Here is a 14,102-nt window from a genome sequence, read left to right on the forward strand (position 1 = left end):
GGCGCCTATAAGCCCGATGCTGGCTATGACGTGAACACCCCAATGGCCGACCCCATGACACTGGCCGATCCCGACATGCCCTGGTTCTCGGTCAAAGAAGCGGTGCTGCCCTTTGCCCGCCTTCCCCGGCGTTGACACATTGCTGGGGCCAGAAATGCGCTCTACCGGTGAGGTCATGGGCTGGGACCGTGATTTCCCCCGCGCCTTCCTCAAGGCGCAGATGGGCGCGGGTATGGTGCTGCCATCTGAGGGCCGTGCCTTTATCTCGATCAAGGACGCCGACAAGGGAGCCCCCATGCTGGAAGCCGCCAAGGTGCTGCTTGAGCAGGGCTTTACACTGATGGCCACCAGTGGGACGCAGAGCTGGCTGGATGGTCACGGCGTGAGCTGTGAGCTGGTCAACAAGGTCTATGAGGGCCGTCCGCATGTGGTGGACCTGTTGAAAGACGGCCATGTGCAGCTGCTGATGAACACCACCGAGGGCGCGCAGGCGGTTGAGGACAGCAAGGAAATGCGCTCGGTCGCGCTCTACGGCAAGATCCCCTATTTCACCACCGCCGCCGCCTCAAATGCGGCCGCCCTAGCGATCAAGGCCCAGGCCGAAGGCGACGTTGAGGTGAAGAGCCTGCAGGGCTAGACCTTTCCGGCGACACGAAACAAAAGGAGCCCTGGAGTATCTCCGGGGCTCTTTTTTATGCTCACTTCTGATTGGAAGACTGCGCGGAGTTTTTTCTACCGCTTGCAGGTTGGGCTTACAGCGGACGCCCCCCCATGTTCAGGCGGCGAACGGATCCCGGTTCCCCCCCCTGGACACCGGGGACACCGGGGACACCGGGGACACCGGGGAAAACCAATGGATCCGGTTCACATGCAAGCTGATCAGAACACCTGTTTGCGACTGAGATTTACCGCCCGATCACCGACAAAAGGTCAGGATTGATCACCAGATTGCGCACGCCATGGGCGTGATCTTCGTCAAAGGTGTTGTAAGAGAGCCATTTGGCCACCGACTGAATGCTCACCTTGGCAACCTTGGGCCGCACGCCCCAGCTCACCTGAAAGGGAGATCCCTTTTCATTGTATCCCGGCCCTGTGGTTGACCCCGCGTATTCCACCGCACGCCCGGTATCGGTCGGAATGTTGACGGCCTGCGTCAGACCGTTTTGCTGCTGAATTCGGGTCAGTTTGATGAAATCCAACGCGGTCTCGTCATTGACCAGCACATAGACCTGCGCCTCGACCCGCAGCTGTGGGTTCTTGATCGCCTCGCTGAGGCAGGAGCCCAGGGTTGGGCCCGGATCAACCGCGCCGTGGTGTGGACATAGTGCACCTCAATGGTGTCTCCCGGCACCAGGCTGCCGTGTTCGGTTACACCGACCTCTTCGTCCAGCGGCGCCAACTCCGCCGGAGTCAGCACCCCTGAAGATTTGTAGCCACTGCCATAGCCATGACCGTCACCATTGCCGGCATAGGTCGTGAACTCGCCGCCGCGATGCTCGGCATTCTCATGGAAATGAATGTTGCACAGGTTCATCTCGGTGTAGGGAGGGGCTGCTTCAAACGCCACGTGATTTGCCCCGGCTCGACTGTCTATATCACGCGGAGACTGGGGCCCAAAGCCTGCAAAAAGAGTATTCTCTGACAGACGCTTGCGTTGCTTTTCAACAACGGAGTTTGGCACGGCTTCTACCTCATGCCCGCTGGAGGCAGCAAAGGCACTGCCAGTCATGGCGGCCCAGGAAAATAGAGACACAGCAATCATAGATGTAGTTGTTTTCATTGAGAGTTCCCTCAGCGGTTACTAAATCTTACGACGTCCTTAATTTGCCGACCAGTATACCTGTAAGCTTTTAGATTTCCGCTTTGTCCCATAATTTTAGGAAATTTTTATGATACTTTTACGGCAGCTTTTACGGCAGGAAGGGCGGTGAGAAAGAGGCTGGGAAGAAAGGGCGTTCCCTCCGCCCTTCACCAGATCCAGCGGTCATGAACTATTTGACCTGCCCCTGATGCTTGGTGTCAACTGAAACAACGGTTCTGCAGTAGCAAAGGAACGCTCATTATGCGCCTGACCATCCTTCTTATGACTCTCGTGACGCTTAGCGCCTGTGGTGTGCCCTTTATTCCCCTGATCTGATCTTGACCGGATCTGGCCGACCTGAACCAAGAGTGAAAAGGTGTAAAAAAGGCCCCGGATTGCCAGGGCCTTTTTCTGTCATGATCAGCGATCTCAGGCGGCAGCCAATCTGCGTTTTTCGTCCCGGCCAAAAAAGATCAGGTAGAAAACCGGCGCTGCCACAAGCGTGAGCACCGTCGCAAAGGCCAAGCCCCCCATAATGGTCACCGCCATCGAGACAAAGAAGGCATCCCAAAGCAGTGGGATCATGCCCAGAATGGTGGTCACTGCCGCCAGCATGACGGGACGCAAACGCGAAACCGAGGCCTCAACAATTGCGTCGCGCAACGGCTTGCCCTCGGCGCGCACCAGATCAATCTCCTCGACCAGAACAATGCCGTTCTTGATCAGCATGCCAGACAGGCTGAGCAGACCCAGAAGCGCGGTAAAGGTAAAGGGCAGCCCGGTGCCCAACAGGCCAATGACCACACCGTTGACCGACATCGGCACCAGCAGCCAGATGATGATGGGCTGGCGAATGGCGTTAAACAGAAAGACCGAGATCATCACCATGATCAGCGCCGTCACCGGCAGCTGCTTGCCGAGGCTTTCATTTGCATCGCCCGAGCTTTCATGATCGCCACCCCATTCCATGCTGTAACCTGCTGGCAGGTCCATTGTCTCGATGGTGGCCTGAATTTCAGAGAACACAGTGGCCGCCGTCAGATCAACCGGAATATCAGCCCCCACGGTGAGCGTTGGAACCCGGTCACGGCGATGCAAAAGGGTGTCTTCCAAATCCACATCGACACCGTCGATCATCTGCTCCATTGGCAGGAACTTTTGCGCGGTATTGGAATAGACCACCTGATCCATGATGTTATACGGGCCGTCCTGAGGCCGCCGAATAACAATGGGGATCAGGCGCTCCTGCTCACGAAACACCCCGGCCTGCAGCCCGTCCGTCGAGAACATCAGCGTATCGGCGACATCTTCGCGCGCGATCCCGGCGGTTTGGGCCCGCTCGGTTGCATAGCGCGGCGTCAGCACCAGCTCGCGCTCGCGCCAGTCCTGCCGGGTATTGAGGATGTTTGGCGATGCCGCCTCAAGACGCCGCATCGCCTCCTCGCCCAATCGCCGCAGCACCAGCGGGTCGGGGCCGGAGAACCTGACCTGGATAGGATCGCCGCCACCGGGACCAAACACCAAACGCTTGGTGCGGAACTCGCCTTCTGGAAACTGCGCCTGACCAAAGGCTTCGAGATCGGTCTGCAGCGGTGGTATCGCCAAAAGGTCCGCCGTACGAATGATCATATGACCGTAGCTCGGGTTGGGTTTCTGACCATCATAGGTCAGCATAAAGCGGGTCGCTCCCTGCCCCACAAAGGTGGTGAATTCAACCACATCCTGCCGCTCTGCCAGCCAGTCCTCGATCACTGCCAGGTGGGCAGAGGTGGTCTCGATTGTGGTGCCCTGGGGCAATTTGTAGTGCACAAAGAACAGCGGCGTGTTGGCGTCAGGGAAGAACTGCTGTTTGACCGTGCCAAAGGCCGCAAAACAGACGGCCGTAAGGCTGATCAGACCAGCAACCACCAGCCAGCGCAGTTTCAGCGAGATCCGCAACAGAGCCCCATAGGCCCGAAACAGCAATCCGCCGTAGGCATCCGCCGCGTCCTCATGGCCCTGCTTGAAAAAGTAGTGCCCCAACAGAGGAGTTGCGGTGAGGGCCAAAACCCAGCTGAGCAGCAGCGAAATTGAAATCACCGCAAAGAGAGAAAAGAGGAATTCACCGGCAGAATCCGGGCTGAGTCCAATCCCGGCAAAGGCCATAATCCCAATCACCGTCGCTCCCAACACAGCGGGATCTGGGTCTTTGAGGCAGCATCATGCGCGGCCTCGCGAGAGGTCCTGCCACGGTGCATAGCGATCTGCATACCCTCGGCCACAACAATGGCGTTGTCCACCAACATCCCCATGGCAATGATCAGCGCCCCCAGCGAGATCCGCTCCATCTCGATTGAAAACAGGTTCATGAACAGCAGGGTACCAACAACCGTCAGCAGCAGCGTGGTGCCAACCACAACAGCCGCACGCCAGCCCATGAACAGCGCCAGCACAGCCACAACGATGACCACCGAGGTCGCCAGATTGACCAGAAAATCATTGGAGGCCTTATCCACCACCAGATGCTGCTGATAAATCGGCAGCAACTCAACGCCAAAGGGGATCTGCAAATCAAGCTCTGCCAGACGCGCATCAACCCGCGCGCCGACTTCGACGATGTTTTCTGTTGCAAGGCCCGCAATGCCCATCGTAAAGGCCTCGACGCCATTAAAACGGATCATCAGCTCAGGATTGCTTATGCGCCCCCGGTAGACCTTGGCCATATCGACCACATTGATCACCTCGCCCTGCGCGCCAATCGACAGACCCGCGATTTCGGACACGGTGTCAGAGCCTTCCGGCGCACTAATGCGCGTCTCAGTTTGGCCGCTGTCCAGAAAACCCCCAGAGCGCACGGTGTTCGAGGTTGCAATCGAGCCGGCAATCGCACTGATCGAGATGTTCTGATTGACCGAAATCGCCATGTCAGGTTCGACGAAGACCGCCTCATCCGGCAGGCCGGTGATCTCGACATCCGCCACCCCGTCCACGGCCAGCAACTCACGCCGTAAAAAGGTCGCCAATTCGTGCTTTTCAGCATCGCTGTAGCCTTCGGTGGTCACAGCATAAAACAGGCCAAACACATCGCCAAAGCTGTCGTTGACAAAGGGCTGCGACACCCCGTCTGGCAAGCCGCGCGACGCATCCTGGATTTTAGCCCGCAGGTCCGTCCAGATCGCTGGCAGTTCGGAGCCATCATATATGTCATGCATCTCCACTTCGATCAGCGAGTTGCCGGGGCGGTTGATCGAGGTGATGGTTTTCACCTCGCCCATTTTCTGGATCGCGGATTCCAGCGGCTCCGTCACCTCGCGGGCGACCTGCTCGGCGCTGGCACCGGGATAGACCGTGACAATCACGGCCTGTTTGATGGTAAAGGCGGGATCCTCCAGGCGTCCGAGGTTTACAAACCCCCAGATGCCGCCAAGAAGGGCCGCCAACATGATGATCCATGTATAGAGAGGGCGGTTGATTGACGCGCGTGCGATATCCATGCTCTCAGCCTCAGTTCGTAAAGCCGGCAAACCGGCGGACCTTTTGTCCGTCGATCAGGGCATTGCCGCCGGTGGAGCCAACTTCCTCGCCGCCCTCAAGACCTGCGGTGATGGCAAAATCGCCATGCTGGGTCGCCTGCAGCGCTCTACCGCGGTCCAGGTCACGATCCCTTCATCGCCGCCTTTGGGCGAGAACACCATGACGCCTGCCTTCTTGTCATGAGAGGTCACAATGGCAGAGGAAGGCACCAGAATGCCGCGTTCGCCGGTATCAACCGCGACCCGCACAGAGGCCGAGGCCCCCGGCAAGATCTGACGGCCTTCGGGTGGCGACATGCGGAAGGTGACCCGAAAGGTCTGACCGATATTGCTTGCCTCCGCTTTGAACTCAAAGATCTGCAGCGGGTATACAATATCGCTCCCCGGGAATGTGGCGGTGGTCGAGACATTTTCGCCGCGATCTGCCTGCTGAAACAGGATCTCCGGCACATCCACATCAATATGCAGCTCTGACATATCGTGCAGCCGGACAATCGGAGCCCCCGCCGCCACGGTGGTGAAATTCTCCACCTCGCGGTTTGAGACCAATGCATCAAAAGGCGCATTCAGGGTGGCGTGGTTCAGCGCGTATTCGGCGTTGCGCAGGGCAACCTGCGCCAGGGCGGCCTGGGTGGTCGCATCCTCAATCGAAACTGTGCTCACAGTCCCCTTCAACCGCTCCATCCGGGCGACGGTTCTGTCCGCCTGCTCCTTTTGCAGCCTGGCCTGTTCCAGGTTCAGCTCAAAGGGTTCGAGATCAAGCTCAGCGATCAGCTGCCCGGTGGGCACGATGACGCCTTCGGTGACCGGAAAGCGCAACACCTGGCCGGGAACCTGAAAGGCCAGATCAACAGTCTGTGTGGCTGCCACCTGGCCAAAAAACTGCCGTTCCAACAGCCGCGCGCCCGACTGAGTGGTCAAAAGCTTTACCGGTTTGAGCATCTCTTCGGCAGAGACAGCGGCCGGCAAAATCACAACCGACAGCGCAAGTGCCGCGCCTGCCACAGCAGGCATCATCGCCGTGGTGAGTTTTTGCATAAGGTGCATCTTCTACGTCTCCTTGCCAGGCCGCTGCTCTGCAGGGCCTAAAATTTCTTGATGAATCTTTCCGGATAATACAGCGAATTCCTGAATTTCCTCTGCATTCAAGCCGCAAATCTGGCGAAAAGCATCGCCTGCCCGTTTCTCGAGCTCCAAACGCAGGCTGCGCCCCTTTTGGGTCAGTTGCAGCCGAAAGGCGCGCCGGTCCTTTTCATCGCGCACCCGCAACGCCAACCCCTCTTGCTCCAGCCGGTCGGCCGCCGATGTAACCGTCGACGGCACCATCAGAAGAATCCGTGCAAGCTCCCCCATCCGGCGGGGGCAATCCAGCTGCATCAGCAGGAAGCATTCGACCCGCCCAAGCCCGCCGGTGAACTCTAGCTGCCCAAAGGCCTCATCAATGCGCCAATACAGCGCAAAAACACCCCGTAGGGCGTGAATTTCTGCAGTGATTTCTTCGGCAACAGGTGAGTCTGCGGTGTGTTTTGGCATCTGGCTGGCGCTTTTGTGCGTGATTCCCTTGCTATACTTCACCCCATGAACCTTTCATGTAATGAAGGTCACACTTCGCGCAGAGAAGTGTCCTGCCAATTCTTTGTGAAATTTCCCCGAGGAAACCCGGCCACGAACCTTGACCTTTCCGTAGCAAAAGCGTCACAAATATAGCCACACTAACCCCCATAGGTCCTGAGCCATGTATACAGCCGCAATCACCGGCACCGGGGTTTTCACCCCGTCGCAGATCATCACCAATGCTGAGCTGGTCGAGGCCTTTAACGCCTATGCCGACCGGATCAATGCTGAAAATGCCGAGGCCATCGCCGCTGGCACCGTTGAGCCGCTGCCGCATTCCTCGGAAGAGTTCATCTTTAAGGCCTCCGGGATCGAGCAACGCTATGTGATGGATAAAGCCGGTGTTTTGAACCCCGACCTGATGTACCCGCAATTGCGCCAGCGCGACGATGACGAGCCGGGGATCATGGCCGAGATGGCTCTTGATGCCGCCCAAAAGGCCCTGGAACAGGCGGGCAAGACGGCGGCAGATGTTGATCTGGTGATCTGTGCCGCCTCCAACATGGAACGGGCCTACCCCGCCGTTGCTATTGAAATACAAGATCTTTTGGGCATCAAGGGCTTTGCCTTTGACATGAATGTCGCCTGTTCCTCGGCCACCTTTGGCATTCAGGCTGCCGCCGATATGATCCGCTCGGGCAGCATTCGCTCGGCCCTGGTGGTGAACCCTGAAATCTGTTCCGGCCACCTAGAGTGGCGCGACCGCGACTGCCATTTCATTTTTGGCGACGTCGCCACAGCGACCCTTCTCGAACGCATCGAGGACGCAAAGGGCCCCCATTTTGAGGTGGTCTCCACCCGCTGTGCCACCGAGTTTTCCAATAATATCCGCAACAACCTAGGCTTTCTCAGACGCTCGCGTCCGGATGGCGTCGAGGACCGGCGCGACATGCAATTCATGCAAAACGGTCGTAAAGTGTTCAAAGAGGTTCTGCCGATGGTGAGCAAGCACATCGCAGACCATATGCGCGACGAAGGCATTCAAAGTGATGAGCTAAAGCGGCTCTGGCTGCATCAGGCCAATAAATCAATGAATGATTTCATCGGTAAAAAGGCTCTTGGCCGCACTCCTGCCCCGGGTGAGCAACCCAATATCCTGCAGGACTATGCCAACACCTCCTCTGCGGGATCAATCATTGCCTTTTCAAAATTCTCCGAGGATCTGGGCGAGGGCGATCTTGGGCTGATCTGCTCTTTTGGGGCCGGCTATTCCGTTGGCTCGGTCATCCTGCGCCGCCACAGTTCCTGATCACAGGGTCTGATCGCAAGGCCCGATCACAGGGTCTGATCAGGGGGGCTGACCAAAAGACGGTACAAGACCAAAAAAGCGCGCCAAAACATTGGCGCGCCCTCGATCTATAAAACCTGAGCCCACGCCCGGTTTTCTAGGTTTTCTGTGACACGCGCTCGTGCACGGCCTCTACAGATTCCATGCGCTCTGAATAGCGATCAACCAGGTAGTCTTTGCGCCCACGGGTGAGCCAGGTGAACTTCACCAGCTCCTCCATCACGTCAAAGACCCGGCGAAAGAGCGGCCCTTCCGGCAGGCGGTCACCCTCTTCAAATTCCAGCCAGGCCTTTGGAATAGAGCTTTGATTGGGAATGGTAATCATCCGCATCCAGCGTCCTAGAATACGCATCTGATTGACCGTATTAAAGCTTTGAGAGCCACCTGATACCTGCATCACAGCCAGCGTTTTACCCTGCGTGGTACGGATGCCGCCCTTTAGGGACAAAGGCAGCCAGTCGATCTGCAGCTTCATGACCGCGCTCATGGCACCGTGGCGTTCGGGGCTGGACCAAACCATACCTTCGGACCAGACAACCAGATCCCGCAGCTCTTGCACCTTGGGGTGATCGGCGGCGGCACCATCATCCGGCAAGGGCAGTCCTGAGGGATCAAAAATCCGGGTTTCACAGCCCAGGAGCTGCAGAATACGCGCAGATTCTTCAGCGACTTTGCGCGAATAGCTCACATCGCGCAGACTGCCATACAGCAACAGGATTCGCGGCGGATGTTGCGGATCATCGGGATGCGCCAAAGCCGCAACATCGATGTCAGATACAGCCGCAGAATTGACTTGCGGAAGGTCTTTCAGATCCAAGAGTCAGGTACTTTCTTCTTCAAGATGCAATTTCATGTCCAGCAGCACATGCTGCAGCAACACGGTTTCGCGCAGCAGCCGCTTTGCCTCATTCACGGTGATAATCCCGTCTTCGATCGCGGTTTGATATTCGCTCATCAAAAAGGCAAATCTCTGGCTCAAGGCGATGACATCCGCGTTGACGCCCCCCTTGCGGTTAGAGCCCCGGTCCGTGCCCTCAGGGCAATTGGGATCATAGGACAGCGTGATGTTTTTCAAATCAGCCAGCGCCAGGGTCACATGCGGAAAGGAGGCTTCTTTTTCCAGTCTGGCCACAGCATCCACCGGCATAAAGCGGTCCGCGTGCTCTGCATTGTCGGAATAATAGCGCCCCAATGTCGCCTTCGACTTCCCGGTGATCTGGCAAGCGGCCTCGATCCCCACGTCCTTTACAAGCGCCTCTGTATGCTTTTTCAGATATGTACCAATCTCTGCCATAAGTTCTCACCAGGTATGCCGCGCCAAAGGGGAAGGAAGGGAATAATTTCCCATGCTGATGTTGTAATGTATTTGTTATCTTAGCGCCATCCCTCAGGTTTTCAGGGATTTAACTAGTAACGGACGTGGCATTTTTCACCTCCCTGGTGTTTCGAAGCTGGCTTAGTGAGTGGGCCATGCTTCAACACGGAACTGTTTTCCTTCCGTGCGTTTTTAGTGGGCGAGTTGTTTTGCCCAGTACCCTTCTTGGTGTGCCGGCTTGTTTTCCGGATTGCCCTTTGGGTAACCAGGAAGGGTGCAATTCACCTGACGCAGGCCGCGATCACAGCGCCAGAGGCAAAACCCCATAAAACGCGCTTGTCCCGCTTCAGTCCCGCACCTGCCCCGCACTAAAAACGTCCCCAAAACGCCCCAAGTCTCTGCAAGGATTGCCAAGGCTATTTTTCTGTCCAAACCGGCCTTTTGAAGCGCCGCCCCCCCTTGCCGCCCCCGGCTCTGGCGCGATAAATGGAGCGCATGGCAAAGCTCTATTTCAACTACTCGACCATGAACGCGGGAAAATCGGCGGTCCTCTTGCAGGCCTCGCACAACTACCGCGAAAACAACATGGATACCTACCTGCTGACAGCCCCATCTCGACGACCGGGAAGGCAAGGGTAGAATCGCGTCCCGCATTGGAATCAGTGAGGTCGCCGACACATTTGCCGCCGACGAGGATCTCCTCGCCAAAGTCCGCGCCCGCCTCGCGCGCGGTGAGATCGCCAGTGTCTTTGTCGATGAGGCCCAGTTTCTGACACCAAAACAGGTCTGGCAGTTGGCCACGGTGGTGGATGATCTTGGCGTACCCGTGCTTTGCTACGGGTTGCGGGTTGATTTTCAGGGCCATCTGTTTCCCGGCTCCGCCACATTGCTGGCACTGGCGGACGAGATGCGCGAAGTGCGCACCATCTGTCATTGCGGCAAGAAAGCAACCATGGTGATCCGCCAGGATGCTACGGGACGCGCCATTACAAAAGGCGATCAGGTTCAGATCGGTGGCAACGAAAGCTATGTCTCGCTATGCCGCCGCCACTGGCGCGCGGCGGTAGAGGGCGACGGCTGAGGCGACCGCCAGCCGCCGCACCACCTGTACCTGAGGCTGGGCCTTAGTTTCCCTGCTGCACGGCTGGGCTGCCCGGTTGCATCGCCAGGCTGCGCTCAAACCGGGTTTAGCAGCGCCTTGCCAGCCGCAAAAGCGGCGACATTGTCCAGGGCCATATGCCCCATGGCGCTCCGCACCTCATCGGTCGCAGTGCCAAGATGCGGCAACAATGTCACGTTGTTGAGGTCACACAGCGCCTGTGGCACCTCTGGCTCGAACTCATAGACGTCCAGCCCTGCGCCGCCAATGCGCTGGTCCTGCAGCGCGGCAATCAGCGCCTCTTGCTGCACCACTTCGCCACGGGCGATATTGATCAGATGCGCCGTCGGCTGCATCACAGCAAGCACGGTCTCATCCACCAGATGCCGTGTCTCGGCCCCCCCCGGAACTGAGACCACCAGAAAATCCACCTCAGCCGCCATCTGCATCAGATCCGGCATCCGGGTGGCCGCAAACCCCGGGTTTTTATCGCTGCGCGCGATATAGGCAACCTGCATGCCAAAGCCAAAGTGGCACCGCCGGGCAATCGCCTCGCCAATGCGGCCCATGCCGATGATCCCCAGCTTTTTGCCGGTGACATGCTGTCCCAGCATCTGGGTCGGGTGCCAGCCGGGCCAGTTGCCACTGCGCACCAGACGCTCGCCTTCGGCGGCACGGCGCGCCGACATCAAGATCAGCGTGAGCGCGATATCTGCGGTGGCATCCGTCACAGCCCCCGGCGTGTTGCTCACCTGCACCCCATGGGCGGCGGCCGTGGCCACATCGATGTGATTGAACCCGACGCCAAAATTGGCCAACAGCTTGCAGCGCGGCGCAGGCACCCGAGAAAATATCTCTGCGCCAAAGGCATCGCCCAGTGTCGGCATCACCACATCATAGTCCTGCAGCGCCCGCACCATCTCATCCTGGCTGAGCACGGCAGTATTAGCACGGATCTCAACATCAAATTCGGCGCGCGCGCGGGCCTCGACCTCTGCGGTCATCGGGCGTGCGATCAATAGGTTCATCGTCAATGCATTCGGCCTCCCAGCGGCACCGGACCGTCTGGCCCGATGAGGCGAATTTCGCCTGTCTCATCCGGCAGTCCCAGCACCAGGACTTCGGACATGAATTTGCCAATCTGACGGGGTGGAAAGTTCACCACCGCCATCACCTGTTTGCCTACAAGGCTCTCTGGTGTGTAATGCGCCGTGACCTGCGCCGAGGTTTTTTTCTCGCCAATCTCGGCGCCAAAATCGACCCAGATCTTGATCGCTGGCTTGCGGGCCTCGGGGTAGGCTTCGGCGCGAATCACCTCGCCGACGCGAACATCCACTTTCATAAAGTCATCAAAACTTATCTCAGCCACGCGAAAGCTCCTCGGATCGGTTGGCGGCAGCGGCAACGGCCCGTTTCAAAAGGTCAGGAAAGCCGGTTTTGTCGTCCATCAACACCTCCAGCGCCGCCTGCGTGGTGCCATTGGGACTGGTGACATTGACACGCAGCTGGCTTGGGCTCTCATCCGAGGCCGCAGCCAGCGCCCCTGCCCCGGCCACAGTTGCCTTGGCCAGTGTCAAAGCAAGCTCTGCGGGCAGACCCTGGGCCTCTCCGGCAGCAGCCAGAGTTTCGATCAGATGAAACACATAGGCAGGCCCCGAGCCACTGACGCCGGTGACCGCATCCATCTGCGCCTCGCTCTCCAGGCGGACGGTCTGACCAATGGCCGCGAGCAGCTCTTCGGTCATATCAAGATTGGCAGCGGTGGCGCGGGCATTGCCGATCAAGGCGGTGATACCCTGCCCAATGGCAGCAGGTGTGTTGGGCATGGCGCGCACAATGGGGGTCTGTTCGCCCAGAATGGCCTCAAAGCTGGCAATCGACGTCCCGGCAGCGACCGAGACAAACAGCGTCTCGCCATTGCCCAGCGCCTGCAGTTTCGGCAGGGCGGCTCCCATCATCTGGGGTTTTACCGCGATCAGCACCAGGGCCGGCACGGCGGGCAATTCCACATTGATATGAACGCCCGTGCCCTTGAGCCAGTCAGAGGGGTGCGGATCCAGCACCCAGACCGAGGAGGCAGGCAGTCCGCCCTCAAGCCAGCCTGCCAGCATGGCTGAGCCCATCTTGCCGCAGCCCAGCAAGACCAGCCCGCGTGTTTCGATATCTGTTGTGGTCATTCTGTCACCGCTCCCCGGTTTATTATCTTTGCCGAGGTATAGGTTTACGCCCGCCCGTAGGCCTCTGCAATGGCAACGTGAATGGCGTCTTGTGGCGAACGATTTGCCCAGGTGGTGAGCTGGATCGCCGGGTAATAGCGTTCCGAGTTGGAGACCGCCGCATGGATCATCGCATCAATCTGCTCGGAACTCGCCGACTGCCCGCCCGCCAGGATCAACCCATAGCGATAGAGCATCACCTTGTGCTCTGCCCAATAGGTAAAGCCACCGGCCCAGCATTGATCATTCATCAGATTGATCAACTCATAGAGCTGCGGGATCTTCGCCTCAGGGGGCTCCATCTCGTAGCTGCAGACCAGGCGCAGGGTTTCCTCATAGGCCGACCAGGCCAGCGTCAGGGAATAGGTGCGCCATTGGCCCTCGACCGCCATGGCAATCTGGTCATCGCCAATGCGGTCAAAATCCCAATCGTGATGGGCGGCCAGGTTTTCGACAATGTCGATAGGATGGATTTCATCCTCCAGAAGATATTCGGAAAGGGCCATAGTCTCACCTCTCTGCTCACCAGCTGTCAGGACAGGATTTGCCCCCTACAGCTAGGTTTCTGGTCAATGGACCGGGGAGCATCCCCATATCCATACTATATATGGTGGCAAGGGGGGTAGACTCTGGCAACCCTTTATTTGGGGATATCTTCAATAAGTTGTGGATGAAAAGCATTCACCCGCAAGATATCGGTTTTATTGCGGAGGGCTGCGCCGTGAGAGAACAGCCCGGATAGGGCCTGAGATTTGGGCTGGGGTGGGGGCTGCGGAGGACGTTGAGTCGGCACCCTGACGCGACCGGGGCCGCTGATTGTGCAGCACGCGTTAGCAAACCGCTGCGCACGCCCCGGCGGGCGCAGCCATAACCCTAGATCTATCTCCGATCCGGGCACCGTCTGAGACCAAGGCACAACAGCACGTGCCCTGATCAAATGTAGCTGCGGTTCAGCCCTGTGTTTCAAGCGCGTCAAGGCGGGCTTTGAGAGCCTCATTCTCTTCGCGGGCTTTTTGCGCCATGGCACGCACCGCGTCGAATTCTTCGCGGGTGACAAAATCGCGATCGGCCAGCCAGCGGTCCATCAGGCCTTTCATCGCGGTTTCCGCCTCGTCCTTTGCGCCCTGGGCCACGCCCATCGCATTGGTCATCAGCTGAGAAATATCGTCCATCATCTTATTGCGGCTTTGCATTGTCTTCTCCGTATCAAGCTCACTCCCTATATGGGGTGGCAAAGGGTCTGCGGCAAGCCGTTGA

Annotated in this window: 9 protein-coding genes and 5 pseudogenes; 3 read left to right on the forward strand and 11 right to left on the reverse strand. The window is 58.2% G+C overall.

Annotation, left to right across the window (positions count from 1 at the left end; all coding sequences use genetic code 11):
- Nucleotides 1–637, forward strand: a pseudogene (locus B4968_RS11805) (carbamoyl-phosphate synthase large subunit); the annotation flags it as partial.
- A 268-nt stretch (nt 638–905) separates the two neighbouring features.
- On the opposite strand, the pseudogene B4968_RS24415 reads toward B4968_RS11805, so the two are convergent.
- The 4 genes and pseudogenes from B4968_RS24415 to B4968_RS11825 form a co-directional block, all read right to left on the reverse strand.
- Nucleotides 906–1,780 (reverse strand): annotated as a pseudogene (locus B4968_RS24415) (delta-class carbonic anhydrase).
- 450 nt (nt 1,781–2,230) lie between these two features.
- Nucleotides 2,231–5,274 (reverse strand): annotated as a pseudogene (locus B4968_RS11815) (efflux RND transporter permease subunit).
- 10 nt (nt 5,275–5,284) lie between these two features.
- A pseudogene (locus tag B4968_RS11820) lies at nt 5,285–6,327 on the reverse strand (efflux RND transporter periplasmic adaptor subunit).
- Nucleotides 6,328–6,363: 36 nt separating this feature from the next.
- Nucleotides 6,364–6,846, reverse strand: coding sequence for a MarR family winged helix-turn-helix transcriptional regulator (locus tag B4968_RS11825; RefSeq protein ID WP_083099332.1), 483 nt, complete (start codon nt 6,844–6,846; stop codon nt 6,364–6,366).
- Between the two features lie 202 nt (nt 6,847–7,048).
- Between B4968_RS11825 and B4968_RS11830 the strand changes: the two genes are divergently transcribed.
- Nucleotides 7,049–8,176 carry a beta-ketoacyl-ACP synthase III gene (locus tag B4968_RS11830; RefSeq protein ID WP_083099283.1) on the forward strand — a complete coding sequence of 376 codons (1,128 nt, stop codon included), beginning with the start codon at nt 7,049–7,051 and terminating at the stop codon, nt 8,174–8,176.
- A gap of 136 nt (nt 8,177–8,312) precedes the next feature.
- On the opposite strand, the gene arsH is transcribed toward B4968_RS11830, so the two are convergent.
- A complete protein-coding gene (gene arsH / locus B4968_RS11835) occupies nt 8,313–9,032 on the reverse strand; it encodes an arsenical resistance protein ArsH (protein WP_083099284.1) in 720 nt (239 codons plus the stop codon).
- A 3-nt stretch (nt 9,033–9,035) separates the two neighbouring features.
- Nucleotides 9,036–9,509 (reverse strand): hypothetical protein, encoded by a 474-nt coding sequence (locus B4968_RS11840; RefSeq protein WP_083099286.1) that lies wholly within the window; start codon nt 9,507–9,509, stop codon nt 9,036–9,038.
- A 516-nt stretch (nt 9,510–10,025) separates the two neighbouring features.
- Here B4968_RS11840 and B4968_RS11845 point away from each other — a divergent pair.
- Nucleotides 10,026–10,611, forward strand: a pseudogene (locus B4968_RS11845) (thymidine kinase).
- 95 nt (nt 10,612–10,706) lie between these two features.
- Here B4968_RS11845 and B4968_RS11850 read toward each other — a convergent pair.
- The 5 genes from B4968_RS11850 to B4968_RS11870 form a co-directional block, all read right to left on the reverse strand.
- Nucleotides 10,707–11,657 (reverse strand): 2-hydroxyacid dehydrogenase, encoded by a 951-nt coding sequence (locus B4968_RS11850; RefSeq protein ID WP_083099287.1) that lies wholly within the window; start codon nt 11,655–11,657, stop codon nt 10,707–10,709.
- A 2-nt stretch (nt 11,658–11,659) separates the two neighbouring features.
- Complete coding sequence (locus B4968_RS11855) at nt 11,660–11,998, reverse strand: tRNA-binding protein (protein WP_083099289.1); 339 nt, start codon at nt 11,996–11,998, stop codon at nt 11,660–11,662.
- Nucleotides 11,991–12,806, reverse strand: coding sequence for a pyrroline-5-carboxylate reductase (proC, locus tag B4968_RS11860; RefSeq protein ID WP_083099290.1), 816 nt, complete (start codon nt 12,804–12,806; stop codon nt 11,991–11,993). Before proC ends, B4968_RS11855 begins: the two co-directional genes overlap by 8 nt.
- Before the next feature lie 44 nt (nt 12,807–12,850).
- On the reverse strand, nt 12,851–13,351 hold the full coding sequence (locus B4968_RS11865; protein WP_083099292.1) for a type III secretion system chaperone family protein: 501 nt from the start codon (nt 13,349–13,351) through the stop codon (nt 12,851–12,853).
- Between the two features lie 444 nt (nt 13,352–13,795).
- Nucleotides 13,796–14,038, reverse strand: a complete 243-nt coding sequence (locus tag B4968_RS11870; protein ID WP_083099294.1) for an accessory factor UbiK family protein — start codon at nt 14,036–14,038, stop codon at nt 13,796–13,798.
- Between the last annotated feature and the right edge of the window lie 64 nt (nt 14,039–14,102).

Origin of the sequence: Pseudophaeobacter leonis (assembly GCF_002087335.1) — a bacterium.
In the GTDB taxonomy this organism is placed as follows: domain Bacteria; phylum Pseudomonadota; class Alphaproteobacteria; order Rhodobacterales; family Rhodobacteraceae; genus Pseudophaeobacter; species Pseudophaeobacter leonis.

Coding starts and splice junctions, on each gene's coding strand:
- B4968_RS11840 (WP_083099286.1), bottom strand. CDS start 9,509: ATGGCAGAGATTGGTACATATCTGAAAAAGCATACAGAGGCGCTTGTA.
- proC (WP_083099290.1), bottom strand. CDS start 12,806: ATGACCACAACAGATATCGAAACACGCGGGCTGGTCTTGCTGGGCTGC.
- B4968_RS11870 (WP_083099294.1), bottom strand. CDS start 14,038: ATGCAAAGCCGCAATAAGATGATGGACGATATTTCTCAGCTGATGACC.
- B4968_RS11865 (WP_083099292.1), bottom strand. CDS start 13,351: ATGGCCCTTTCCGAATATCTTCTGGAGGATGAAATCCATCCTATCGAC.
- B4968_RS11825 (WP_083099332.1), bottom strand. CDS start 6,846: ATGCCAAAACACACCGCAGACTCACCTGTTGCCGAAGAAATCACTGCA.
- B4968_RS11830 (WP_083099283.1), top strand. CDS start 7,049: ATGTATACAGCCGCAATCACCGGCACCGGGGTTTTCACCCCGTCGCAG.
- B4968_RS11850 (WP_083099287.1), bottom strand. CDS start 11,657: ATGAACCTATTGATCGCACGCCCGATGACCGCAGAGGTCGAGGCCCGC.